Source organism: Haloprofundus sp. MHR1 (assembly GCF_005155585.1).
Taxonomy (GTDB): Archaea; Halobacteriota; Halobacteria; order Halobacteriales; family Haloferacaceae; genus Haloprofundus; species Haloprofundus halophilus.
Map to the genome: position 1 here is coordinate 578,410 of NZ_CP039833.1, position 23,529 is coordinate 601,938.

The 23,529-nt window shown below is 66.7% G+C and carries 23 protein-coding genes; 11 read left to right on the forward strand and 12 right to left on the reverse strand.

Annotated features, from left to right (window positions below; all coding sequences use genetic code 11):
• Positions 1 to 264: 264 nt before the first annotated feature.
• Complete coding sequence (gene icd / locus FCF25_RS02805; protein ID WP_117594657.1) at positions 265 to 1,524, reverse strand: isocitrate dehydrogenase (NADP(+)); 1,260 nt, start codon at positions 1,522 to 1,524, stop codon at positions 265 to 267.
• Positions 1,525 to 1,945: 421 nt separating this feature from the next.
• Between icd and FCF25_RS02810 the strand changes: the two genes are divergently transcribed.
• On the forward strand, positions 1,946 to 2,749 hold the full coding sequence (locus tag FCF25_RS02810; RefSeq protein ID WP_117594658.1) for a hypothetical protein: 804 nt from the start codon (positions 1,946 to 1,948) through the stop codon (positions 2,747 to 2,749).
• Positions 2,750 to 2,868: 119 nt separating this feature from the next.
• A complete protein-coding gene (locus FCF25_RS02815) occupies positions 2,869 to 3,717 on the forward strand; it encodes an isoaspartyl peptidase/L-asparaginase (RefSeq protein ID WP_117594659.1) in 849 nt (282 codons plus the stop codon).
• Between the two features lie 104 nt (positions 3,718 to 3,821).
• On the opposite strand, the gene FCF25_RS02820 is transcribed toward FCF25_RS02815, so the two are convergent.
• Positions 3,822 to 5,264, reverse strand: a complete 1,443-nt coding sequence (locus FCF25_RS02820) for a hypothetical protein (protein ID WP_137047267.1) — start codon at positions 5,262 to 5,264, stop codon at positions 3,822 to 3,824.
• Between the two features lie 240 nt (positions 5,265 to 5,504).
• On the opposite strand from FCF25_RS02820, the gene map reads away from it, so the two are divergent.
• Positions 5,505 to 6,395, forward strand: coding sequence for a type II methionyl aminopeptidase (map, locus tag FCF25_RS02825; RefSeq protein WP_117594661.1), 891 nt, complete (start codon positions 5,505 to 5,507; stop codon positions 6,393 to 6,395).
• Positions 6,396 to 6,582: 187 nt separating this feature from the next.
• On the opposite strand, the gene FCF25_RS02830 is transcribed toward map, so the two are convergent.
• On the reverse strand, positions 6,583 to 6,780 hold the full coding sequence (locus tag FCF25_RS02830; protein ID WP_117594662.1) for a hypothetical protein: 198 nt from the start codon (positions 6,778 to 6,780) through the stop codon (positions 6,583 to 6,585).
• A 278-nt stretch (positions 6,781 to 7,058) separates the two neighbouring features.
• On the opposite strand from FCF25_RS02830, the gene FCF25_RS02835 reads away from it, so the two are divergent.
• Positions 7,059 to 7,598 (forward strand): HIT domain-containing protein, encoded by a 540-nt coding sequence (locus FCF25_RS02835; RefSeq protein ID WP_137047268.1) that lies wholly within the window; start codon positions 7,059 to 7,061, stop codon positions 7,596 to 7,598.
• Positions 7,599 to 7,706: 108 nt separating this feature from the next.
• Positions 7,707 to 8,639, forward strand: coding sequence for a cation diffusion facilitator family transporter (locus tag FCF25_RS02840; RefSeq protein WP_137047269.1), 933 nt, complete (start codon positions 7,707 to 7,709; stop codon positions 8,637 to 8,639).
• Between the two features lie 77 nt (positions 8,640 to 8,716).
• Here the strand turns inward: FCF25_RS02840 and FCF25_RS02845 are convergent, their stop codons facing one another.
• The 4 genes from FCF25_RS02845 to FCF25_RS02855 all read right to left on the reverse strand — a co-directional run bounded on the left by FCF25_RS02845 (position 8,717) and on the right by FCF25_RS02855 (position 12,550).
• Positions 8,717 to 9,310, reverse strand: coding sequence for a S26 family signal peptidase (locus FCF25_RS02845; protein WP_117595303.1), 594 nt, complete (start codon positions 9,308 to 9,310; stop codon positions 8,717 to 8,719).
• Between the two features lie 71 nt (positions 9,311 to 9,381).
• Positions 9,382 to 10,383 (reverse strand): hypothetical protein, encoded by a 1,002-nt coding sequence (locus tag FCF25_RS15475; RefSeq protein ID WP_117594665.1) that lies wholly within the window; start codon positions 10,381 to 10,383, stop codon positions 9,382 to 9,384.
• Positions 10,384 to 10,450: 67 nt separating this feature from the next.
• Positions 10,451 to 11,215, reverse strand: coding sequence for a hypothetical protein (locus FCF25_RS02850; RefSeq protein WP_174786365.1), 765 nt, complete (start codon positions 11,213 to 11,215; stop codon positions 10,451 to 10,453).
• Between the two features lie 84 nt (positions 11,216 to 11,299).
• Positions 11,300 to 12,550 carry a tRNA (N(6)-L-threonylcarbamoyladenosine(37)-C(2))-methylthiotransferase gene (locus tag FCF25_RS02855; protein ID WP_137047270.1) on the reverse strand — a complete coding sequence of 417 codons (1,251 nt, stop codon included), beginning with the start codon at positions 12,548 to 12,550 and terminating at the stop codon, positions 11,300 to 11,302.
• A gap of 135 nt (positions 12,551 to 12,685) precedes the next feature.
• Here FCF25_RS02855 and FCF25_RS02860 point away from each other — a divergent pair, with 135 nt between their 5' ends.
• A complete protein-coding gene (locus FCF25_RS02860) occupies positions 12,686 to 13,879 on the forward strand; it encodes a PQQ-binding-like beta-propeller repeat protein (protein ID WP_137047271.1) in 1,194 nt (397 codons plus the stop codon).
• Positions 13,880 to 13,902: 23 nt separating this feature from the next.
• Here the strand turns inward: FCF25_RS02860 and FCF25_RS02865 are convergent, their stop codons facing one another.
• From FCF25_RS02865 to deoC, 3 genes are all read right to left on the reverse strand, one after another.
• On the reverse strand, positions 13,903 to 16,164 hold the full coding sequence (locus FCF25_RS02865; RefSeq protein WP_137047272.1) for an amino acid permease: 2,262 nt from the start codon (positions 16,162 to 16,164) through the stop codon (positions 13,903 to 13,905).
• 279 nt (positions 16,165 to 16,443) lie between these two features.
• Complete coding sequence (locus FCF25_RS02870) at positions 16,444 to 17,196, reverse strand: winged helix-turn-helix transcriptional regulator (protein WP_117594669.1); 753 nt, start codon at positions 17,194 to 17,196, stop codon at positions 16,444 to 16,446.
• 2 nt (positions 17,197 to 17,198) lie between these two features.
• Positions 17,199 to 17,834 carry a deoxyribose-phosphate aldolase gene (deoC, locus tag FCF25_RS02875; RefSeq protein WP_137047273.1) on the reverse strand — a complete coding sequence of 212 codons (636 nt, stop codon included), beginning with the start codon at positions 17,832 to 17,834 and terminating at the stop codon, positions 17,199 to 17,201.
• 123 nt (positions 17,835 to 17,957) lie between these two features.
• Between deoC and FCF25_RS02880 the strand changes: the two genes are divergently transcribed.
• The 3 genes from FCF25_RS02880 to FCF25_RS02890 all read left to right on the forward strand — a co-directional run bounded on the left by FCF25_RS02880 (position 17,958) and on the right by FCF25_RS02890 (position 20,309).
• Positions 17,958 to 18,764 (forward strand): DUF63 family protein, encoded by an 807-nt coding sequence (locus tag FCF25_RS02880; protein ID WP_137047274.1) that lies wholly within the window; start codon positions 17,958 to 17,960, stop codon positions 18,762 to 18,764.
• A 92-nt stretch (positions 18,765 to 18,856) separates the two neighbouring features.
• The gene (locus FCF25_RS02885; protein WP_117594672.1) at positions 18,857 to 19,720 is read left to right on the forward strand and encodes a carbohydrate kinase family protein; all 864 of its coding nucleotides are present in this window, start codon (positions 18,857 to 18,859) and stop codon (positions 19,718 to 19,720) included.
• Positions 19,721 to 19,796: 76 nt separating this feature from the next.
• Positions 19,797 to 20,309: a hypothetical protein gene (locus FCF25_RS02890; protein WP_117594673.1), complete on the forward strand. Its 513-nt coding sequence runs from the start codon at positions 19,797 to 19,799 to the stop codon at positions 20,307 to 20,309.
• Positions 20,310 to 20,354: 45 nt separating this feature from the next.
• On the opposite strand, the gene FCF25_RS02895 is transcribed toward FCF25_RS02890, so the two are convergent.
• Positions 20,355 to 20,876, reverse strand: coding sequence for a hypothetical protein (locus tag FCF25_RS02895; RefSeq protein WP_137047275.1), 522 nt, complete (start codon positions 20,874 to 20,876; stop codon positions 20,355 to 20,357).
• A gap of 114 nt (positions 20,877 to 20,990) precedes the next feature.
• Between FCF25_RS02895 and FCF25_RS02900 the strand changes: the two genes are divergently transcribed.
• Together FCF25_RS02900 and FCF25_RS02905 are read left to right on the forward strand one after the other, a co-directional pair.
• Positions 20,991 to 21,362 (forward strand): helix-turn-helix domain-containing protein, encoded by a 372-nt coding sequence (locus FCF25_RS02900; RefSeq protein ID WP_117595305.1) that lies wholly within the window; start codon positions 20,991 to 20,993, stop codon positions 21,360 to 21,362.
• A 60-nt stretch (positions 21,363 to 21,422) separates the two neighbouring features.
• Positions 21,423 to 22,154 carry a nucleoside phosphorylase gene (locus FCF25_RS02905; protein ID WP_137047276.1) on the forward strand — a complete coding sequence of 244 codons (732 nt, stop codon included), beginning with the start codon at positions 21,423 to 21,425 and terminating at the stop codon, positions 22,152 to 22,154.
• Positions 22,155 to 22,265: 111 nt separating this feature from the next.
• On the opposite strand, the gene FCF25_RS02910 is transcribed toward FCF25_RS02905, so the two are convergent.
• The gene (locus tag FCF25_RS02910) at positions 22,266 to 23,441 is read right to left on the reverse strand and encodes an NAD-binding protein (protein WP_137047277.1); all 1,176 of its coding nucleotides are present in this window, start codon (positions 23,439 to 23,441) and stop codon (positions 22,266 to 22,268) included.
• Between the last annotated feature and the right edge of the window lie 88 nt (positions 23,442 to 23,529).

Consider the following 23,529-nt stretch of genomic DNA (forward strand, 5'->3'; position numbering starts at 1 on the left):
TCACCAAAAATCAGCGGTTTACTGGTAGTCGAAGTGTCGTCTACGACAACTTTTCGATGTCTTCGCGGCTCCGCCGCGAAGGTCAGCGAAACTCTCTACGAGAGTTTCTCTATGTTCGCGCGGTGAAACCGCGCGAGCCGGAGAAGTTGTCTACGACAGCTTCTCTATGTTCTCAAAAATCTGTGATTTTCAAGCGCTTGAAAAGCTATCTACGATAGCTTTTCGATGTCTTCGCGGCTCCGCCGCGAAGGTCAGAGAAACTCTCTACGAGAGTTTCTCTATATTCTCGACGACGGCGTCGGCGAACTCGCTCGTGGCGAGTTTGTTACCGCCCTCGATCTGGCGGTGGAGGTCGTACGTTACGTCGCCCGAGGAGATAGTCTCCTCGACGGCGTCGCGGACGAGTTGGCCGGCGTCCTTCCAACCCATGTACTCGAGCATCAGGCGGCCGGAGAGAATCATCGCCGTCGGGTTGACCTTGTCCTGACCGGCGTACTTCGGCGCGCTGCCGTGGACCGGTTCGGCGAGGCAGCGGGCGGTGCCGAAGTTCGCGCCCGGCGCGATGCCGAGACCGCCGATCTGCGCGCCGGCGGCGTCGGACATGTAGTCGCCGTTCAGGTTCATCGTGGCGATAACGTCGTACTGGTCCGTCCGCGTGAGGAGCTGCTGGAGCATGTTGTCGGCGATGCGGTCCTTGACGACGACCTTGTCCTCGGGACGCTCACCGTCGTACTCCTCCCAGAGTTCGTCCTCGGTGATGGTCTGGTCGTACTCCTCCTCTGCGACTTCGTAGCCCCAGTCGCGGAACGCCGCCTCGGTGAACTTCATGATGTTACCCTTGTGGACGAGCGTCACCGACGGGCGGTCGTTCTCGATGGCGTAGTCGATGGCCTCGCGGACGAGACGCTTCGAACCGAACTCCGTGATGGGCTTGACGCCGATGCCGACCGGACCGTCGTGGATGGTCGAGTCGTAGCCCATCTCGTCTTCGATGAACTCCTTGACTTTCTGGACGTCGTCGGTGCCGGCTTCCCACTCGATACCGGCGTACACGTCCTCGGTGTTCTCCCGGAACGTGACCATGTCCATCTTCTCGGGGTGTTTGACCGGCGACGGAACGCCGTCGAGGTGGTAGGTCGGGCGGACGTTCGCGTAGAGGTCGAGTTTCTTGCGCAGTGCGACGTTGAGCGAGCGGAAGCCCGACCCGACGGGCGTCGTCAGCGGGCCCTTGATGGCGACGTTGAACTCCTTGATGGCGTCGACGGTGTCGTCGGGGAGGTTCTCGTCGTACTTCTCGCGGGCGGACTCGCCGGCGTAGACGCGCATCCACGAGATGGAGCGGCCCGTCGCCTCGGCGGCGGCGGCGAGCACCTTCTGCGCGGCGGGACCGACGTCCGTCCCGATTCCGTCCCCGTGGATGATGGGGATGATTGGGTTCTCCGGAACGTCGAGTTCGCCGGTTTCCTCGTCGGCGACCGTAATCTTCTGGCCCTCCTCGGGGACCTCGACTTTGTCGTAGCTCATGAACAACGGTGAGTTTCCGAGGCAGCGTAAAAGGCCTGCCGTTCTGTAGTTCCCGCGGCAATATTTGACCGTCTCACCGCCGCACCTTCGGTCGCGACTCGTCGCCCCGTGCCGGGCGTCGACCGCGCTCGCCGCATCCGGTGACGCTCGAAACGGAGTGTCCGTCCGAGTGGCGTGTCAAGTCTCACGTTTCTCGTGAACGTTACCGCGTCGGAGACACTCCCAAACCCGGACCGGACTCGTCCGGTGGGCTAAGCGCCGAATAACTATTCTACCGCTTTCGGTAGCTCACTCGCCGGAAACGTGCGGTTCGGCTCGGGCGACGGGACTACATCGAGGCTCGGATAGCTACTACTGTACTATTATTTCTTATAACAAAGCAACGAATTAAAGTCGCTCGGGGCCCTCTCGTTACGTGGTCATGTCCACACCAGATACGAATTCACGTACCGACTCCGAACACTCGACGAACGCCGCGTTCGTCCCGTTCGTTCCGCTGTTCGTCGCCCTACAACTCGGGGTCCCGGAGTTCCTCCAGGACACCGTCTCGTCGATAGTCGCGTTCATCCCGCGGTTGATCGGCGCGCTCGTCATCCTCCTCATCGGATGGGTCGTCGGGCGCGTCGTCGCGCGTGTCGTCCGCGAGGTCGTCGATAGAGCCAAAATCGATCAGATGGCGTTGCGGACCCCCGTCGGCCGTGCGCTCGGAGGGACCGAACAGGCCGTCTCGGGAGCGTTCGGAAAACTCGCGGCGTACTACATCTACCTGCTCGCCGTCCTCGCGGCGGCGAACGCGCTGGCAATCAACCTGCTCTCGCAGTGGGTCAACACGGCCGTCTCGTACCTGCCGGCGTTCCTCGCGGGCTTGCTCGTCATCGTCCTCGGCTTCATCGTCGCTGACTTCATCGCCCGCGTCGTCCAGCAGAGTTCGACGGCGAGCGAGACGCGCTACAGCGGCATCCTCGCCGACGGCGTTCGACTGTTCCTCTACTTCAGCGTGCTCGTCATCGGCCTCGACACGATGGGCTTCAGCGTCCGCGTGCTGTACATCGTCGCGCAGGCCGTCGCCTACGGACTGGGTGCGGCCATCGCCATCGGCGTCGGTCTCGCGCTCGGCTTCGGCGCGCGCGGCTGGGTCGCCGACAACATCGGCAACTGGGCCGGACGCGCCAGTCGCGGCTCGCCGGGCTTCAGCGACGGTACGGTGAGCTCCGACGACGACTGAAGACGAACCGGCTCCCCCTCGACCGCGCGATTTTTTCACGCTCTCGCCCGCCGAGCGCGTCACATACCTCACTGGCCGGTTTACTCGCGTTTTTAGGTACAGAGCGTGCACCCGCCGGCATGCACGTCATCGTACACGGCGGCGCGGGTGGCACTCCGGACGAACCCGACCTTCGGCAGGCGACGCTCGACAGAGCGGCCGAAACCGGCGCAACGCAGTCGACACCGTTGGACGCCGTCGAGGAAGCGGTGAAGGTTCTCGAATCGAACGAGCGGTTCAACGCCGGCGTCGGCGGCGCGGTCCAGTCCGACGGCGTCGTTCGAACCGACGCGGGCGTGATGACGAGCGACCGCGAGGCGGGCGCGGTGGCGAGCATGCCGGGCGTCGAACACGCCGTCTCCGCCGCTCGCGTCGTCGCCGAGGAGACGCCGCACGTCTTCGTCGTCGGTGACCACGCCGTCGACCTCGCCGCCGACTACGGCGTCGAGACGGGCGTCGACCTGTTCACCGAGGAGAGCCGCGAGCGCTGGGCCGACAGCGATGCGCCCGACGGAAGCCCCAGCGAGCACCTCCAGTGGCTCCGCGAGCGGTTCGGCGGTCACGACACCGTGGGGGCCGTCGCCGGCGACGGCGAGACGTTCGCCGCCGCGACGTCGACCGGCGGACGCTGGTTCGCGCTCGCCGGACGGGTCGGCGACGTGCCGCAGCTCGGGTCCGGATTCTACTGTGCGCCCGCCGGCGGCGCGAGCGCGACCGGCGCGGGCGAAGATATCGCCAAAGCGACGCTCTCGCGGCGGGCGGTGCGCCACCTCGAAGACGGGATGGACGCGCAGGCAGCGGCCGACCGCGCGATGGCGGAGTTCGGCGAACTCACCGGCTCCGAGGCGGGTCTCATCGTCCTCGACGACGACGGCGCCGGAAGCGCGTTCAACACCGACGGGATGCAGACGAGCGTCTCGACGCGATAGTCGTCGCGGCGAGAGTCGCAGCATCACTGCGCGCGTTCGCGTCGCTGTCCGGACGAATCGGCGTCAAAAAGGAATCCCGTCTCGAAGAGACGGAAGGGCGTCAGTTAGCTGTCGCTGCTGTTTTCGCTGTCGTTACCGCTGCCGTTACCGTTCCCGTTGCCAGCGTCACCGGAGTTACCGGGCGCGGTGTCGTTGGCGCTCACGGGGACGGTGTAGGTAGTCTTCGACGTGGTGGCGATGTGCTGCGGCGAGTTCGTCCGTTCGAGTGCGGTCTGACTCGGGCCGCGAACTTCGAGTTCTACCTGCTGGGTCTCGCCGGGTTCGAGCACGACCAGTTCACTGGTCGGTGCACCGAGACCGGCGCGGTAGGTAACCGTGTCTGCGGTCGTCTCGTCGGTCGGGTTCAGCACCGTCACGGTGACGTTGTACGTCTCGTCGGCCGAAATCTCGGACGGTCCTTCGACCCCGGTGACGGCGAGACTGTTCCAGTCGGAGGCGACGCGGACCGACGTGGTACCGGTCGTCATCTCCTCGACTTCCACGGTGCCGACGTCGACGGCGTCGATGACGACCATGTCACCGGTACCGGAGCCGACCTGTCGGGCGTCTTCGGGCAGTCTCTCGACTGCGCCCTGAATCTGTTCGTCCGAGACGTCGGACTCGTTGACCGTCGAGCGGATGCTCTCGGCCGACTCGGTGAGCTCCTGGGATTCCTCCTCGGTCACCTCACCGTCTTCGACCGCCGCGCGAACGTTGGCGAGCCCCGACTTCAGCTGGACGTACTGCTCGTCGGTGAGCTGCTCTCGGTTGTCGTCGACCGCCGTCTCCGCTTGGTCGATGGCCTGCAGCGCCTCGTCGGTGTTCTCACCGAGCGAGAAGTTCTCCGCACCCTCCGTGTCGTCGAACGCCGACGGCATCGGCGTCGACTGCTGGAGCGTCTGGATGGTCAGCGAGTCGACTTCCATCTCGTCGACGTTGACCTCGCGCACGAGGACCGTCGTCCCGTTGGAGTCGCCGGCCTGACTCGAGTCGCTCTCGTTCGCCATCGAGTCGCTCTCGCTGGAGTCACCCATCGAGTCGCTCTCGTTGGAGTCGCCGGAGAGCAGCCCCGTCTGGTCTTCCTCGACGTTCACTTCACCGACGGAGAGCGTGTCGACGCGGAGCGTCCCGACGACGACCTGGCTAACCTGCTCGTTCGAGTCGAGGTAGCCGCGCGCCTGGGCCTCGTTCACGTCGTCGTCCTGAACTTCGATGTCCTCCATGGAGACGCCGCTGACCTCGATACTGTCGAACGAGACGTCCTCGAAGACGCCCTGTTCGACGGTACCCTGGTCACCGATCTCCACTTCTTGGACAACCAACCGCTCGACTGTGACGTTCTCGACGGTCCCGCCCTCGACTTGTAGCTCACTCACCGATACGTCGGTGAACGTTACCTCCTCGTCTGCCGTCGTCGCCGCACCACCCATCGCGGGTTGAACGCCTGCTGTTACGAGCAGAAGCGCGGTCACTAACGCGACGGCCGTCCGTATGGTTGTTGAACTCACGCCTTTAATCACTACAGATTCGATAATAAACCAGAGCGGCTGTTTTTACCCAACAAGCGGTGCTTATCTCGACAACCAATCGGTGCCCCGTCACGGGGTTTTCTGCGAAAAGCTCTAATTACTGACTTGAAACTGACCTGTTTGACCGTTCGCGCGTCGTCGAGGGCGACCGCCGACTCGGGGGTCGGCCGCTCCCTCGTCCCGCAACCTCTTTGCGTCGGTCGGTCAAAGCCTGCGGGTATGAGCATCGGACATCTCGACGACGAGACGGTCGAAAAGTACCGCGAGGCGGGCGACATCCTCCGAACCGTGTTGGACGAGTCCGCGGAGATGATCGAACCCGGCGTGACGCACCTCGAAGTCGCCGAGTACGCCGAATCGCGCATCGCAGAACACGGCGCGGGCTGTGCGTTCCCGGTCAACATCAGCGTCGACGAGGAGGCGTCGCACGCGACGCCCGCCCGCGACGACGACACGGAGTTCGGTGAGGACATGGTCTGTCTCGACGTCGGCGTCCACGTCGACGGCTACATCGCCGACGCCGCCGTCACCGTCGACCTCACCGGGAACCCCGAACTCGTCGAGGCGTCCGAGGAGGCGCTCGCTGCCGCGCTCGACGCCATCGAACCCGGTGCGGAGACGGGCGCTGTCGGCGCGGAGATCGAGGACGTCATCCGCGGCTACGGCTACACGCCTATCTTGAACCTCTCGGGCCACGGCGTCGAGCAGTGGGACGCCCATACGGGGCCGAACATCCCCAACCGCGGCGCGGAACGCGGCGTCGAACTCCGAGTCGGCGACGTGGTCGCCGTCGAACCGTTCGCCACCGACGGCAGCGGCAAAGTGACCGAAGGCGCGAAAGAGGAGATTTACAGCCTCGAAAACGAGCGCTCGGTCCGCAACCGGCAGGCGCGACAGGTGCTCGACCACGTGAAGGAGAACTACCGCACGCTCCCCTTCGCGGCCCGTTGGCTCGACGTGCCGCGCGCGGACATGGCGATTCGCCGCCTCGAACAGAACCACGTCCTCCACGGCTACCCCGTCCTGAAGGAGGACGACGGCTGTCTCGTCAGCCAGGCCGAACACACGGTCATCGTCACCGAGGACGGCTGCGAGATCACGACGGACTGAGTCGAGAGCCGCGGAATCGAGCGTCGTTCGTGCAGTCGACCGACGAGAACGCGACGCCGTTACCGACGCCGCCCATTGGGGACCGGGGTTCTGGACTCGGCCCGTTCGAGTCGCCCGTCAGCGGTCGCTGTCTGGTTCGCTATCCCGAACCGAAGTGAAGGGAATGGCTCAGTAGGCTCCGCCGTCCTCACGCGTTGTTCATCCGCTGTGTCTTCTCCGAGCCGCAGACGCCGCAGACCGAGATTCGGTACGGTTCGCGCGAGAACTCCGCGTTCTCGCGCTTCTTGCTCTCGGTTCGAATTTCGACACGGACGTCGTGTGTCGTCTCCCTCCCGCAGCGGTCACACGCCTCCGTCACCCCGTCGGGTCTGGATTTCGTCGCCATTTCGGACAACAGTATGGGCGATTTACGAATAAAGACACACCTCCGTTCCGCAGCATTTCGACCGTTCATCGCAAGACCGCGGCGACTTTAACCGGACATAACGGGGGAACCGTTCAAACCGTTTAGCGCCGTCAGACGGGGTAGGACGGTGTTGGACGGTGCGTCGACGCGTGTGAGAGGTTCTCGAACGTCGACGCCGAGACCACGTTGGTCCGCGCTATCGCTCGGCGGCGGCCGCAGTGAGGTACGCCTAAGCGACTGGCGACTGTGACTGTGCTATGGACCAACTGTTCGCGCCGTGGCGCATCGAGTGGGTCGAGCGCGACGGCGACGGCGGCGACGGCTGTCCGTTCTGTACGCTCCCCGACGAGAACGCGGACAGAGAGAACCGCATCGTCGCCCGCAGCGACCGCTGTTTCGTCCTCCTGAACAACTACCCGTACAACCCCGGTCACGCGATGGTCATCCCCTACCGCCACACCGGCGAGTACACCGACCTCTCCGACGCGGACCTGCTCGACCACGCCCGGCTCAAGCAACGGACGTTCGAGGCGCTTCGGACCGCCATCGGCCCCGACGCGTTCAACGCCGGGCTCAACCTCGGCGGCGCCGCCGGCGGTTCCATCGAGGACCACGTCCACACCCACGTCGTCCCCCGGTGGTCCGGCGACACGAACTTCATGCCCGTCGTCGGCGACACGAAGGTGCTCGTCGAAGCGCTCGACGACACCTACGACCGCCTCCACGACGCCTTTTCTCAGCAGGAGGGTGCAACCGTCGGGGACGACGACGCCGCGGTTCGGGTTCGGTTCGACTGAGTGCCGCTCGGACTCCCGACACCTCGCGGCACACCCGACGCCGAGTGAATCACCGGCACAGACCGTCACTCCAAAGCTTCTTTCAGCGGGGGTGTCCTACGACGACCGATGGACCGGCAGGCCGTCGTCAGGCGAGTCGGGGTAGTCGTCCTCGTGGCGAACCTCGCACTCGCCGCGGCGAAGGGGGCGGCGTGGTACACCACCGGGAGCCTCGCCGTCGGGTCCGAGGCGGTCAACAGCCTCTCGGACGCCGTCTACAGTTTCGTCGTCCTCGCCGGCCTCTACATAACGACGCAACCGCCGGACTTCGACCACCCGCACGGCCACGAACGGATCGAACCGTTCGTCTCGCTGTTCGTCGCCGTCGGCATCTTCGCGGCCGGCGGGGCGGTGCTGTGGCGAGCCGTCGAGTCGGTGCTCACCGGCAGCTACGGCGAGACGGTCGGACTCGCCGCCGTCGGCGTGCTCGTCGCCAGCGCCGTCGTGAAATACGCGCTGTACCGGTACTGCGGTCGAGTCGGCGAGAGAGAGAACTCTCCGGCGCTCGTCGCCGCCGCCCTCGACAACCGAAACGACATTCTCACCGCCAGCGCGGCGCTCGTCGGCGTGCTCGGCACCCGACTCGGCGCACCGATTCTCGACCCCGCCGCCGCCGCGGTCGTCTCCCTCGGCATCGGCTACACGGGCTACGAAATCGTCCGCGACAACGTGAACTACCTCGTCGGGCGTGCGCCGCCGGAGAACCTCCGAAGCGAGATCATCCGCCGCGCGCTCTCGCATCCGGACGTCCGCGGCGCTCACGACGTGGTCGCTCACTACGTCGGCCCCGAGATCGACGTGAGTCTCCACATCGAAGTCGAAGGCGACATGACCGTCCGAGAGGCCCACGACATCGAGACGGATATCGTCGTGTCGATACGGGAGCTCTCGGAGGTCGACGACGTGTTCGTCCACGTCGACCCGAAGGAGCTCGGCGAGTGGAAAGAAGACGACGAGACCGACCGTCTGGCCGGAGAGACGGGCGTCGACGGACGACGCTGACCGTCCTCCCGTCCCCGACACAGCCTCGCGTACGCGGAGTCGCTAAGAGTAAACTGCGGTGGGTTGAGTTTCGCGGCTCACCAGCAGGAGACCTCTCGGAGCGGTTCCGAGCCCTCCGCAACGAGGCGAAGCCAGCCGAGACACGGAATCCGAACGCCGGCCTTCGCGCGGACCCACTCCTCCCTGACGACGGGTGCGATACCTTTCGCTTGGTCGTAGACGCCGTTGGCGTCGCCCATCGTCACGTAGCCGTCGTGCGGGGCCGGACAGTTCCGAAGGTCGTCACAGCTGTCGACACCGGCGGGGAGGTACGACCGGTTCGCCCGCTCGTACCAGTTCTCGCCGTCGTCGACGCGGAAGCGCGCGCGGTGGATTATCGGCGTCTCGCGGTTCGGCGCGTCGTAGATTATCACGTCGCCGTCGCCGACGAAGCGCCGGTAGTCGCCGTCGTCGTCGGCCGTCACGACGCCGGCGGCGTCGGCGGTTCCCCCCGAGAACCGGTCGGTGGCGGTGACGACGACCATGTCGCCTTTCTGCATATGGGGGTCCATGCTCCCGCTCTCGATGGCGACCATCGGGGGCCACACGCCGCTCACTAACACGAGGACGAGAAACACCGCCGTGACGACGGCGACGGGTTGGAGGACGTCGCGGAGGAGGGGGCGGCTCATACAGTTGGGAGAACAGGTCGATGAGTAAGAGCGTTGCGGGATACAGAGTCGACCTGTTGCGCGAATCGCCGTTACGCGGTGTCCGTCGCCGCGCTCGACGCGGTCGTCGTTTCGGTGTCGAGGTCCACCGTCTCCGACGCCGAGACCATCCCGTCGACGCTCGCCGTCACCTCCCCGTTCTCGTCGCCGGAGTACTCGGTGCTGAACCGTTGGCTCCACTCGACGCGTCCGCCCGCGTCGACGTTTTCGCGGACGATGGTCGACTCGTCGTCGTCGGCGATACCGGCCGTCGGCCAGTACACCGCCGCGAGGAACTCGCCGTCGACGTCGCTCGTGTTCTCGGCGACGAGCGAGAGTTCGACGTTCGCTCCCTCGCTCACGAGTTCGGCGCCGAACGAGCGTAACTCGAACGTCGGCGCACGGCGGCCAAGCTCTGAGGCGGTACCCGCCGACAGCGCCCATCCGGCGGTGTCGCCAGTGTGGCGGCACCGAATAGCGGCTTCGTCGGCGTCGAGCGGCGACGGTGGCTCGAAAGCGACCCAGCCGACCGTTCGCGGTTTCAGCATCGGCGGCCCGTCGTACCGAATCCGGCCCCGGTCGGCGAACGAGGTGGTGTACGCGCCCGTCGTTCGCTGCTCGATCTCGACTGTCGGATACGTCTCGCCGTCGACGACGAGTTCGAAGGCGTCGTACGGCGGTTCCGTCGAGGCGTTCGGGTTCACTTCGTCGCGGTGCTGGACCTCGGCAACGACGAACTGGCGGTCGGCGGGAGCGAGCACGCCGCCGGAACCCATTATGGACTCGTAGGCCGCCGCCTTTCTGACGGCGGGATTTGCGACGGCGATTCGCACGTCACCGACGGTCCGCACCGACGACTCGGGCAGGACGAACGGCTCGTTCTCTGGAATCTCGGTCGCTGTCTCGCTCGGCGCGGGCGTCGGGGTCTCGGTCGGCGTCTTGCTCTCACGACCGTCCGCGCCGTCGCTCCCGTCGGTCGCCGGAGCGGTACACCCGGCGGCAACGCCGAGCGCCGAAAGTCCCGTCGCACGCAAAAAGGTCCGTCTGGAGGGCATCGTCACTCCAGACTGTCACGTACGTGGATAAATGCTTTCTCTCGATACCGGCCGACGGAGAAGACGTCTACGAACCCGGACAGCCGAGTTGGTACTGGTTCTCGTAGGCGGCCGACGGGATGGTGACGGTCACTGACTCGCCGTATCCCGCGTATCGGGTCGCGATATCCGCGGTGGCGGTTGCACCCCGTCGAGAGAGTTCCAGATGGAGGGCGGATTTGACCGGGCGGTTCGTCTCGGGGTCTATCCAGAGGCGCGCGGTCGCGTTGTCGAACGAGTTGCCGCCCAGTCCGGCGGTTTCGGTCCGACGACGCTCCACGAGCGACTCGACGGTGTCGTCGCTCGGATGGGCGACGACGAGGACGGTCCGATTCCCGTCGACGGTCCGGTTTCCGCGCCAGTAGACGTTCGAGCGCTCGAACAGTTCGAGCTGGCGGTGAAGCGGTGTCACGGTCGCCCAGTCTCCCGAGTCCGAGACGTTCTCGACGGCGTACCCGCTCCACGGTTCGGAGCACTCTTGATAGGACTTGCCCTCCGTAACGTAGGAGTCGAACGTTTCACCTTCGACGTCCGACGTTGCGTGCATTCGCTTCGACACGAGGTCGACCGAACCGGTGCCGTCGACGGTTGCAGTTCGAGACTGCTCCCCGTCCGACGCGGAGACGCGAAGGCTCGTATCGAAACGGTACGTCTCGACGCCCGCGACCGTGTCGTTTACTTCCTCGACGGCGGCAACAGCGCGGTCGTCGCTGGGCGGCGGGCTGTCGAACGGGAGCGCGCTACAGCCTGTGAGGAAGACAGCGAGACAGACGACGAGGACCAATCGACGCATAGGATGGCCACTTTCGTGTCTCTATAAATGTATTTTGATGAGAGATATGTCGTCGAAAACTGCCCTGTCGTTTCTTCGCGCCGGTCACACCGGCTCTGCGAACGCGTACACCGTCTGGTGACCCGTCACCTCGACCTCCAAGAAGTCGCCGGGTTCGACGCCGCGTTCCGACGCGTTCTGGACGATGATCTGTCGGTACGCGCCGTCGCGGCACTTCACCGAGTCGCCGACGCCCTCCTCGACGACCAGCACCTCCCGTCGAGTGCCGACCATCTCCTCGTACGCCTCGCCGACGATGTCCATCTTCAGTTCGGACATCGCCTTCGAGCGCTCCTTCTTGATGGTGCCGCCGAGGCCCTTCATGTCAGCGGCGTCGGTGCCGGGGCGCTTCGAGAAGCGCGTGATGTTCACCTTTTCCGGGCGAATCTCCCTGAACAGCGCCATGCTCTGGGCGTGGTCGTGGTCGGTCTCGGTGGGGAAGCCGACGATGAAGTCGGTCGAGAGCGTCCAGTAGTCGAGTCGCTCGTCGAACGTCTCGACGATGTCGAGGAACTTGTCGACGCGGTGCTGACGGCGCATATCCTCCAGTACGTCGTCGCTGCCGGACTGGACGGGCAGGTGGATGAAGTTGTACAGCTTCTCGTTCTCCGCGAACACGTCGGCGAGTTCCTCGCGGATGCCGTGGACGCCGCCGGGGTTCGCCATCCCCACTCGCACGCGGAACTCGCCCTCGATGTCGCAGATACGGTCGAGCAGCTCCGCCAACTTCCGGTCGCCTTTGTCCCAGCCGTAGACGCCCGTGTCCTGCCCCGTCACGCGAATCTCCGTCGCGCCGGCGTGGACGAGCGCGCGGGCCTTCTCCACGTTCTCCTCGACGGGCGGCGAGTCGATGCGCCCGGTGGCGAACTTCGTGATGCAGTACGAGCAGTTCGACATGCAGCCGCGGGCGATGGGGAGAATCCCCACTTGACCGTCCAGAACTGGCTGGGTGTCCGGCGTGACGGTCGGACACTCGCCGTTCATCGCCGCGTTCGGCACGTCGTCCCAGTGGAGCACCTCGGCGTCGATGCCGGCCTCGCGGAACTCGTCGCCCTGCGCGAGCGCCATACAGCCGGTGATGATGAGGTCCGCCGTCTCCCTCTCTAACTCCTCCGCCCGGCGAATCATGTTGCGTTCGGTCTTCTCGACGACCGTGCAGGTGTTGAGGATGGCCACGTCGGCCTCCTCGGGTCCGTCGGCGGGGTGGTGGCCGCCGTCGCGCAGCGCCTGCTCGATGTGGCGGCTCTCACCCCGATTCGACGTGCAACCGTAAGTTTCGATGTGGTACCGGGCCATTCGCTTGTGGGTTGTATCGGGTCTGCGGGCAAAAGCGCGACGATTGGGGGCGGTTCGTGCATCGGCTCGCCGACCGCTTTCGGCTCGCCCTTGTTCTTCCGAAAATATATCACGAGTCCGGACGCACGGTCGGTGATGCCCTCCAGACGACAGCTTCTCGCAGCGGTCGGGGCGGCCGGAACCCTCGGTCTCGCCGGCTGTCTCGCGGCTGGAAACCGCGACTCGGCGGCCGGTGCGAGGCAGGTCGACGAGGACGCGCCGACGAACTGGCCGCGACCCGCCTTCGACGCCGGGTGGACGAGTTACAACCCGAACCCGGTCGGCCCGCGCTCGAATCCCACGGTGCGGTGGTCGACCGAACTGCCCGGCCTCCCGACCGGTCGCCTCGTCGTCGCCGACGGGGCCGTATTCGTCCCGTGCTCGGATACGCTCCTCGCGCTCGACGCGGAGTCGGGCGAGGAGCGGTGGCGCGCGGGCGGCGAAGACGACCACTACCTTCGCTCGCCGTCGGTTCACGACGGAACCGTCTACACCGCGTCGGGTGGCGGCCGAGCGTTCGCCGTCGACGCCGAATCGGGCGAGGAACGCTGGTCCGTCGAGACCGACGCCGCCGCCAGCACGGTACCGACGCTCGACCACGACGGAGAGCTGTTCTTCGTCGGCGACAGCGACGAAACCATCTACGCGTTCGACACGGGAACCGGCGAGGAGCGGTGGCGACGGAGCCTGTTCGGCTCCGCAAGCCGTTTCGTCGCATCGGTCGGCGTCCTGACGGTCGGCACCGAAGGCGGCGAGGTGTACGCGCTCGACCCGTACGGAGAGCGCGGTTACTGGCGAACCAAACTCGGCGGCGCGATACAAGCGCTCGCGGTCACGGACGAGGACGTGTTCGCCGGGGGGTTCGGCGGCCCGCTCGCACGACTCGGTTCCGGCGCGCTCGCCGGAGCGCCGCGCTGGGAGAGCGATGCCGTCAGCGCCCACAGTTCGCTCGTCGTCACGTACGAAACCGTCTACGGGACCGACGGTTCGGGACTCGCAGCCGTCGACGCCGCCTCGGGCGAGACGCGTTGGACGGCGGGCGACGACTACTTCTCGGGACCCGCCGCCGCGGGCGACACGGTCTACGTCGGCGGCGAGAACCGCGTGGACGCCTACGCGATGGACGGCGGCGTCGGCGTCGACGACGTCCGATTCGGCGCGAAGCGGTGGACCGCCGACGTCGAAGGCGGCGTTCAGGAGGGACTCGCCGTCGCCGACGGCGCTGTCTTCGCGCTGACCACCACCGAAGACAGCTCGCGGGCGTACGCCATCGAGGAACGGAGCGATTGAGGCCGGTCGAACGCCGGTCTCGTTCAGTCGTCGTCCGACCGCGACCCGAACAACCGCTCCCGCAGCGACCGCTTGCTCGGGCGCTCCGCCAACAGCACCGAACACTCCACCTCGTCGACGATGTCGTAGACGAGCGACCCGGTCAGCAACCGCGAGAGCAGGCCGCGTTCGGTCGCGCCGATGACGACCATCGACATCTCCTCGGAGTGGCGGCCGATAGCGCCCTCGACGTCGCCGGAGGAATCGACGCGAATCTCGGCGTCTCCCAGGTCGCGCTCTTCGGCCCACTCGCGGAGGAACGTCTCGCCGGCTTCGCGCTCGTCCTCGCCGTCGACGACGTAGAGCAGCGACACGTTCGACCCGCGGTCGAGGAGGATGCGCGCGACCTCGGCGCTGAGGTCGGAGTCGCCGCCGCCCGCCGTCGGGACCAGTACGTCGGAGGGGTCGAACCCCTCGTCTTTCAGGACGAGGAAGTCGCAGGGGAGGTTCCCGGCGAGTTCGTCGAACGTTCCCTCGACGCGGCCGGCCGACCAGAACGGCGACCCGCCCCACCCCATCACGACGAGGTCCGCGCGGTGGTCGCGGGCGGCGTCGAACACCTCCTCGACGGAGCGGTGCGAGACGATGGTCCGCGTCTCGACCGGCGCGCCGAACGTCTCGGCGCTCTCGCGGGCGGCCGCGAGCAACTTCGACGACTCGGCGTCTATCTGCTGAATCCGCTCGGCACCGGCCGACAGCGGCACCTGGTCGGGGACGGTGACGACGTGGATGGCCTCGACGGTTCCGCCGCGCGCCGTCGCCATCAGACTCGCCAACTCGATGAGATGCTTCTCCGTGCGGGGGTTCGCAAGCGGCACCATCACGCGGTAGTCGCCGCCGTCGGGTTTGACCGTACTGGCGGCGGAGACGGCGGCGTCGGGCATCTGCTCGGAGCGCGAGAGCACGTACTGGCTGAGCAGTCCCCCCGTCTCGACTTTCCTGCGCGCGTAGACGAAGTACCAGACGACCGCGGCGACGACGAACACCGCCGAGAGCGCGATTTCGATGTCGTCCATGAACGCGACGAGGCCGAGCGACAGCAACGCCCCGGCTATCGGCGTCACCGGGTAGAACGGCACGCGGAACTCCGGTTCGTAGTCGATAGCCTCGGACTCGCGAAAGACGATGAGCGCGACGTTCATCAGCGCGTAGACGATGAGATGGAGCACGCTCGCCGCCTTCGCCAACACCGCCAAATCCCGTCCGAGCGCCGCGATGAACACGACGATGATGAGGCCCGTGACGAGAATCGAGCGGTACGGCGTGGCGAACTTCGGGTGTATCTCGTTGAGCCAGTTCGTGACGATCTTCTCGCGACCCATCGCGAAGTTGATGCGCGCTGACGCGAGAATCGAGGCGTTGGCGCTGGAGGCCGTCGCCAACAGCGCTCCGAGCGTCATCACGGTCGCCGCGACGCCGGCGATACCGCCGGGGAACGCGACCTCGGCGGCCTGCGCGACCGGCGCATCCCGACTGAGGTCCGGCCACGGGACGACGCCGAGCATCACCGTCACCAGGATGGCGTAGAGCACGGTGACGAGCGCGACGCTACCGATGATGGCGATGGGGAGATTCCGACCGGGGTTTTTGAGTTCCTCGGCGACAGTCGCGATCTTCGCGTACCCCAAGAACGAGACGAACACCAACGCAGTGCCGGGAAGGATGGCGCCGAAGCCGAACGGGGCGAGGCCGTCCTCGCCCGCGAGCGTCGCGTAGTCGAACGTCGTCCACCCCGCGACGGCGAACGCGCCGAGAATCGCGAGGAGAAGCAAGACGATGACGGTCTGGATGCCGCCGGTCTCCTTCGCGCCGATGTAGTTGACGCCGACGAAGACGAATCCGGCGAGCAGCGCGCCCACCTGTATCGGCGAGAGGAAGAGGACCCCGGGCAGGCCGACGAGTTCGGCGAGATACTGACCGAAGCCGATACAGTAGAACGCCGAGGCGAACGCGAGACCGACCCAGTCGCCGAGACCGGCGATAGAGCCGAACAGCGGGCCGAGCGCGCGGTTGACGTAGTAGTAGCCGCCGCCGGCTTTCGGCATCGCCGTACCGAGCTCCGACACGGAGAGGGCGTTGACCATCGCGATGAGCCCGCCGACGACGAACGAGACGACGACGATGGGACCGGCCTCCTGGGCGGCGACGCCCGGCAGGACGAAGATGCCCGCCCCGATCATCGTCCCGATGCCGATGGTCATCGCCGACAGCAACCCCAGGTCCTTCGCTAACTCCTCGTCAGCCATCGCGTCTCTCCTTCGGGTGACGACCCGGCGACTCCGCGTTAGTTCCGCCCGTCCCCTCGATTCGAACGCTCATACTGCACCGTTCTGAATGAGGAATCATAATTCAATCGACTCACATCTGCTCGATGCAAAATCTAATATATAAATGTCCTACTCTGCAAGTATCTGCACTAAAATTACACACGAACAAAAGTGTGACTCTCTGCGTCGCCACTCAGCGAGGTAACGTTTCGAGCAACGAGCGTCTCGGAGCGACGCCGATCGATTCCAGTCTCCGAACTACTCGGTGTTCCGGAGCGCGGCGAGCGTCTCGTCGGGAACGTCACCGCGGGAAAAGAGCGTCACCTCGTCGCCGGCGCGGAGGACGGTGTCGCCTCGCGGCGTCACGACGGTGTCGCCGCGGTCGACGGAGATGACGAGGGTGTTTCCGCTCAAGAGGCCGCGCTCGTCCGCCTCCGAGAGCGTCAACCCGTCGATGGTCGCGCCCTCGCCGATAGTCGCTTCGACGATCTCGGAGCCGCCGGTGAGGCTGACGAAGTCCGAGAGCGTTCCCCGGTGTTCGTCGCCTTCGGGTTCGTACGCCGCGTACGGGAGATACGTGTCCGCCTGCACGAGATCTTCGTCCTCGATCTCGATGCCGAGACTGGAGAGCGCCCGCGCGACTCGTCGGAGGTCGGCGATGTCCTCGCCCACCGCGAGCACGTGGAGGTTCCGGCGACCGGTCATCAGCTCCCGGACGTGGACGACGCCCGGGACGGTTCGGACCCTCGCGGCGATGGACTCCCGCTCGGCGACGGGGGCGTTACAGAGATAGAGGTTCGTCAGCCGTCCGTCGGCCCGCTCGAAGTCGACGTGCGCGTGGTACCCTTTGATGATGCCCGCGTCCTCCAACCGGGCGATTCGGTTGCGAATCGTCCCCGCGGAGACGCCCAGTCCCTCGGCGATTGCGGGCGCGGAGGTGTTACGTGCGTCCGCCATCAGCGCGTGGATGACTCGGCGGTCGACCTCGTCGAGTTGGAACTCTCCCTCCATTCTCACTCCGGTGCGCCGTCGAGAATCGCCGTACCGCTCGATGCACCGATGCGCTCGGCTCCGGCCTCGAACATCGCCATCGCCTCGTCGTAACTGCCGACCCCGCCGCTGGCCTTCACCGGCAGGTACTCGGCCATCAGTTCGACGTCCTCGACCGTCGCGCCGCCCTCGGCGAACCCGGTCGAGGTCTTCACGAACGCGGCGTCCGCCTCCTTCGCCGTCTCGCAGGCGCGGTGTTTCTCCTCGTCGGTCAGAAGCGCCGTCTCGATGATGACCTTCACCGGTATCGGCACCGCGGCGACGACTTCGGCGACGTCGGCTTCGACGGCGTCGTCGTCGCCCGCTTTCAAGCGGCCGACGTTGATTACCATGTCCAACTCGTCGGCCCCCTGCTCCCAGGCGTCGACGGCCTCGACGCGTTTCGTCTCCGTCGAGTGCTGCCCGTGCGGGAAGCCGACGACCGTCGCCAGCGTCACGTCCGGGGCGTACTCGGCGGCCTCGGCGACGTAGCAGGGCGGGATGCAGACGTTCATCCCGTACTCGGCGGCCTCGTCGAGAACGCGCTCGACGTCGTCGAGCGTCGTCTCCGGGCCGAGAACGGTGTGGTCGATGCGGGCGGCGAGTTCGCTGCGCTCCATGGCCGTCCCACGACGGCGGGCGTTAAAATCCCGCCGGAGACCGGCGCAGTCGTCGAAGCCCACCCCCGGCGCGGCCGTCTGCGTTCGGTAAGGCTTTCACGGCGGCCCCACACTCCTCGCCCCATGCAGGTGTTGCCCGAGGGGTTCGCGCTGCCGCCGCTGCCGTACCTCCTCGCGCTCGTCGTCGGTCTCGCCGCTGTCGGCTACGCGCTGTACCGCCGCCGACCCGCGTTCACCGACCGCCACGTGCTCGCGCTCGCTCCGTGGATGGTCACCGGGTCGGCGCTCCACGTCGCCTACGCGCTCGGGGTTCTTCCGCCCGTAATCGAACCGCTGATGGGGACGCCCTCCGTCTACCTCTCGGTCGCCGTCGTCGCCGGCGGCGTCTGGGTCGTCGCCGACGCGGCCGACGTAGCAGTCCCCACGACGCTGGCCGCGTCGGGAGTCGTCGCCGCGGTTCCGGCGGTGGGGCTACCCGTCGCGGCGGCGCTCTCGTCGGGGTCGTTTCAGCCCTTCTGGTCGATTGTCGCGCTCGCGGTCTCGCTCGCCCTCGGTGCAGCAGTGTGGTTCGGACTGAAAACCGTCCGGCCGGAGACGGCCGTCACTCGGTGGGCCGGCGCGCTCGCAGTGTTCGGCCACGCGCTCGACGGCGTCTCGACGGCCGTCGGCCTCGACGTCCTCTCGTTCGGCGAGCGGACGCCGCTGTCGCGGCTCATCTTCGAGTTCGCCGCCGAGTTGCCGACCGCCGAGCTCATCGGCTCGGGGTGGCTGTTCGTCGTCGTCAAACTCCTCCTGGCCGGCGTCGTCGTCTCGCTCATGGCCGACTACGTCCGCGACGAACCCGGCGAGGGCTTTCTGCTCCTGACGCTCGTCGCGGCCGTCGGTCTCGGGCCGGGGGTCCACAACCTCGTCCTCTTCGCCGTCGCCTGACCCGTCGACTTCTCGTCGTCTTCGCCCACTTCTGTCGCCGACGGACGACCGCGTCGGGTGGCTTTTTCTCGCCGCCGACCGAGAGTCGTCTCATGCCCCGCGTCATCTGCGCCGGTCACGTCAACTGGGACGTGACGCTCCGCGTCGACCAGCTCCCCGAACCGGACGGCGAAGCGGCTATCGAGGCACAGTCCGGCGCGGGCGGCGGCAGCGCCGCGAACGTCGCCGGCGGCCTCGCCGGTCTGGGCGTGGCGACCGACATCTTCGGGAGCGTCGGCGACGACGGCCACGGAGCGGAGGTCGAGGCGGAGCTCGCCGACGCGGGCGTCGACTGCGAGACGCTGGTGCGAACCGAGGGGCCGACCGCGGTGAAGTATCTCGTCGTCGCCGCCGACGGTCGAGTGATGGTGCTCGGCCGCGACGGAGTCAACGAGGCGTTTTCGGCGACTGACCTCGCGCCGGAGCGACTCGCCGCGGCCGACCACCTCCACCTGACGAGCCACGACCCCGAGACGGCCGCGACGCTGGTCGACCGAGCCCACTCGGTCGGCGTGCCGGTCAGTTTCGACCCGGGCCGACGCGTCGGCGACCGCGGCTTCGAGGGCGCGCTCGACGGAGCCGACATCGTGTTCCTCAACGACCGCGAGGCGGCGGCGGCGCTCGACGCCGACCTCTCGCCGAACGGTCGGACGCTCGTGCTGAAACACGGTCCGCGCGGCGCGGAGGTTCGCACCCCGACGGAGACGTACACCCATCCGGGGTTCGCCGTCGACACCGTCGATACGACCGGTGCGGGCGATGCGTTCGCCGCCGGCTTTCTGGCGAGCCGCCTCGACGGCGACGGCTACGACCGAGCGCTCGCCGTCGCCAACGCCTGCGGCGCGCTCGCCGCCTCGTCGTCGGGCGCGCGCACGGCGCTCGACTGGGGGACGGTCGGCCGACTGCTCGACGACTGAGACGCCGTCGAGCACCTGTCAGACGCGTCGATAGTCTCCCGCACGTTTATACGACTGCACGGACTTTTCCGGGGTAATGTTCGTCGACATCGCCCTCGACACGGCGGCGGCGCAGAGCGCCGCGTCGCTGGTTCGCCTCGTGCTGGGTGCGCTGGCGGGTTTCGTCGCGGCCGTCGTCATGGGTGTGCCGATGGGTCGACAGGAGGGCGGCTTTACGCCCGCCTACGTCGCCGCCTCGGTGCTGCGTCGAACGACGCCCGACGAGGTGAGTCTCCGCGACGCGACCGTCGTCCACCACGGCGCGGGGATGCTCGCGGGCGTGCTCTATGCGTTCGCGTTGATAGTCGGCGAGTCGGTCGTCCCTCCCGTGTGGTCGCTCGGCGGCGTCGACCTCCTCTCGCATCTGGTCGCCGTGGGCGTCGTCGTCGGGTTCATCTACGGCCTCTTCGCGCACGTCGTCCTCCCGCGAGCGGGCGGTCGTATCTACGAGGAGCAGTCGACGGCGGTTCGCGGCCAGTGGCTCCGCTCCTCGCTCGTCTTCGGCGCGGCGTTAGCCGTCGTCGCGCCGTTTCTACAGGCCTTCGCGTGACGCTCGCCTCTCGACGCTCGCCTCCGAATGTCCGCCCCCCGACGCTCACTCCTCGGGCGGGAACGGCAGCCCTCCGTCGCCCTCCCGGCGCATCACGTCACGGGCGAACAGTCGAATCCCGTCGACGAGGTCCGTCTCGTCGTCGTACGACCGGACCGTCGCGTCCCACCGGTCGGCGACGGCGCGGATCATCGCGCTTCTGACGCCCGCCTCGTGGACGAACAGCACCCGCTCGCGCGCGTGGTCGGACATGTCCTCTAACACCGCCCCGACTTCGATACCGACGCCGAGATTCTGCCCGTCGCCGGGAACGACGAAGACGACGGCGTTGCTCGCGCGGGCGAACCGAAGCGACTGCGTCCCGGCGTCCATCTCGTCCAAGTCGATGCCGACGTCGGTGGCGAGGAACGCGTTGAATCCGACGTCCCGCAGGTCGTCGCGCAGCAGTTCGAGGAAGGCGAACATCTCGGCGTTCTCCCCGCGGTGGGCCTTGTACGGGCCCATGATGTAGACGAGGAACCGTCGATATTTCGTCGGCGGGAGGGTGTCGAGGAGGCGGTCGCGCATCGTTGACGGCGATTCTCGGGGACGAGGTATAAAAATAGCGGCTGTTTCAGGAGACGTTGACTCAAGAAGTGTTATGTGTCACTAAGCGCTACGTAGAGACAGTAAGTGGTCGCCATGTCCAAAGCCGAACTTCCCAACATCCCCGAACTCCCCGAGGACGGCGTCCTCACGCTGAGCGAGTACCTCGCCATGCAACGCGCCATCGGCGAGGAGACGCGCTACCGCGTGCTCGCCGAACTGCTCCGCGAGGGCGAGCTGAGCGCGAGCGAACTGTCGGAGAAACTCGACAGCCCCTCGAACCGCCTCCACTACCACCTCGACAAACTCGTCGACGTGGGGCTGGTGGCGAACCGGAAGCGCCGCGAGCGCGGAACGGACGGCCTCTACTCGTACTACGTGGTGACGGCGCTCGGCGAGGCCATCATGACCCACGGCGTGAGCGAACTCATCGCCGAGGAACGCGAACTGCTGCAGCGGTACGCCTGAGTTCGGGCGGGCGACACCGGAGACCAATCAGTTTTTCCCGATTACCCGTGACCCTCGGATATGGCAAAACAGCCGCACCTGCTCGTCGAGGAGGGAGACGTACACGACATCGCGCTCGTCCCCGGTGACCCGGGCCGCGTCGACCGAATCGCGAAGCAGTGCGAGAACGTCGAGGAGGTCTCGCAGAACCGCGAGTACAAGATCGTCAACGCCGAGTACGAGGGCGTCCCCCTGACAATTTGTTCGACCGGTATCGGCTGTCCCTCCGCCGCTATCGCCGTCGAGGAACTGTCGCGCGTCGGCGTCGACACCGTGATTCGCGTCGGCACCATCGGCGCGCTACAGGAGGACATCGAAATCGGCGACATGATAGTCGCGACGGGCGCGGCCAAAGAGGAAGGGACCTCGAAACGCTACGAGTCGGCGGTGTACCCGGCGGTGCCCGACTACGAGATTCTGACGGCGCTCGTCGACTCGGCCGAGGCGAACGGCGAGGACGTCCACGTCGGTCCCATCGTCTCCGACGACGCGTTCTACAACGAGTCCGACGAGTACGTCGAAGAGTGGAACGCGGCGAACCTCCTCGCCATCGAGATGGAGGCGGCCACCGTCTTTTCGCTCGCGCGCCGCAAGGGGATGCGCGCCGGCGCGATCTGCACCGTCGACGGCAACCTCGTGAAGGGCACGCAGAAGGGCGCGGACTCCGACGAGGAACTCCCCGAGAAGGCGAAGAACAACGTCGAGCGGGCCATCGGTCTCACGCTCGACGCAGTCGTCTCGCTGCACGCGTGACTGTCGATACGCACGACTTCGAATCGCTCCCCGAAACGACGGTAGCCGACGCCTGAGGACGCTCGGTCCGTCGAGTCTGTCGCTGTCAGGGTTCGACCGAGCCTGTCGTTGTCAGGGTTCGACCGAGCGGTCGTGGAGTACGCTGTCGGCGACGTCCTCCGCTCCTTCGTCGCCGAGCGCGGAGGCCGCCAACAGGTGGCCGCCGAGCGCGGCGGGGCTGATGACCGTGTCCGCACCCGCTCGCTTCAGTTTCGGGATGTTTCGGCGCTGGGCGGCGGCCGCGACGATGGTCACGTCGGGGTTCATCTGCCGGGCGGTGAGAATCGAGAGCGCGTCCTGGGCGTCGTCGTTCGTCGCGACGACGACGGCGCGCGCGTCGGCGACGCCCGCTTTGACCAGCGGTTCCTCGTCGCTCGGGTCGGCGGTGAGGACGGGGACGTCGCGCTCCGTGAGTTCCTGTGCGCGGGCGGGGTCGGGCGTCACGACGAGGAACTCGCATCTTCCCTGCAGTTCTTCGATAATCGGTTCCGTCAGGTCCCCGTAACCGAGAACGAGAACGTGGTCTTCGAGGAGTGAGAGCTGTGTGTCTGTCATGCGTCCGAGGGCTCTGGCGAATCGAGCTTCGATGGCTGGCGTCAAAAGCGCCCCGAGGGCGACGGCGAAACTCGCCGTTCCGGTGAGGAGCACCGAGATGACGAACAGTTTCCCGGCCTGGCTCGCCGGGGTCATGTCGCCGTACCCGACGGTGCTGGCGGTGACGAGCGTGAAGTAGAACGCGTCGACGATGGTGTCGACGCTTCCGAACTCGTCTCGGAGGGCGTACGTACCGACAGTGCCGTACAGTTGCGCGAGGGCGATAGCCGCCAGCGCCGCCTGCTGCGTCGTCGTCAGCTCGGTGGCCGTTTCGAAGTGCCGGCGGTTCGTCAGCACCACGAGCAGCGCCAGAAGCGAGAGGACGACGAGCGGGTACGCGAGCGGACTCGACTGCAACAGCCCCTGTGCGGCCGAGAGCGGGAGCAGGAGAACCGCGGTGTACCATCCGATGCGGCGGCCGTTGCGGAGCGCGAACACGCTCGTCAACAGGAGGAAGCCGGTGAACGCGCCGGTGAACGCGGCCGCCTGTTGGACGAACGCCGGGACGTACGCCGCGAGCGGGCCGTCGACTCCCGGCACGTCGAGACCGAGGATGCCGAACCCGGCGACGCCGGTGATAATCGACAGCATCGCCGCCGCGAACGTGAGCACGACGGCGAGCCGCGCCCCGAGTCGCTCCCGATTCACCTCCATACGACCGCCTTCGTCGGCAACGACACATAAATTCGCCCGAAGTGTGCCGGAGCGGGACGGCCTCCCCCGACGTACAGGTTCGGTAGAG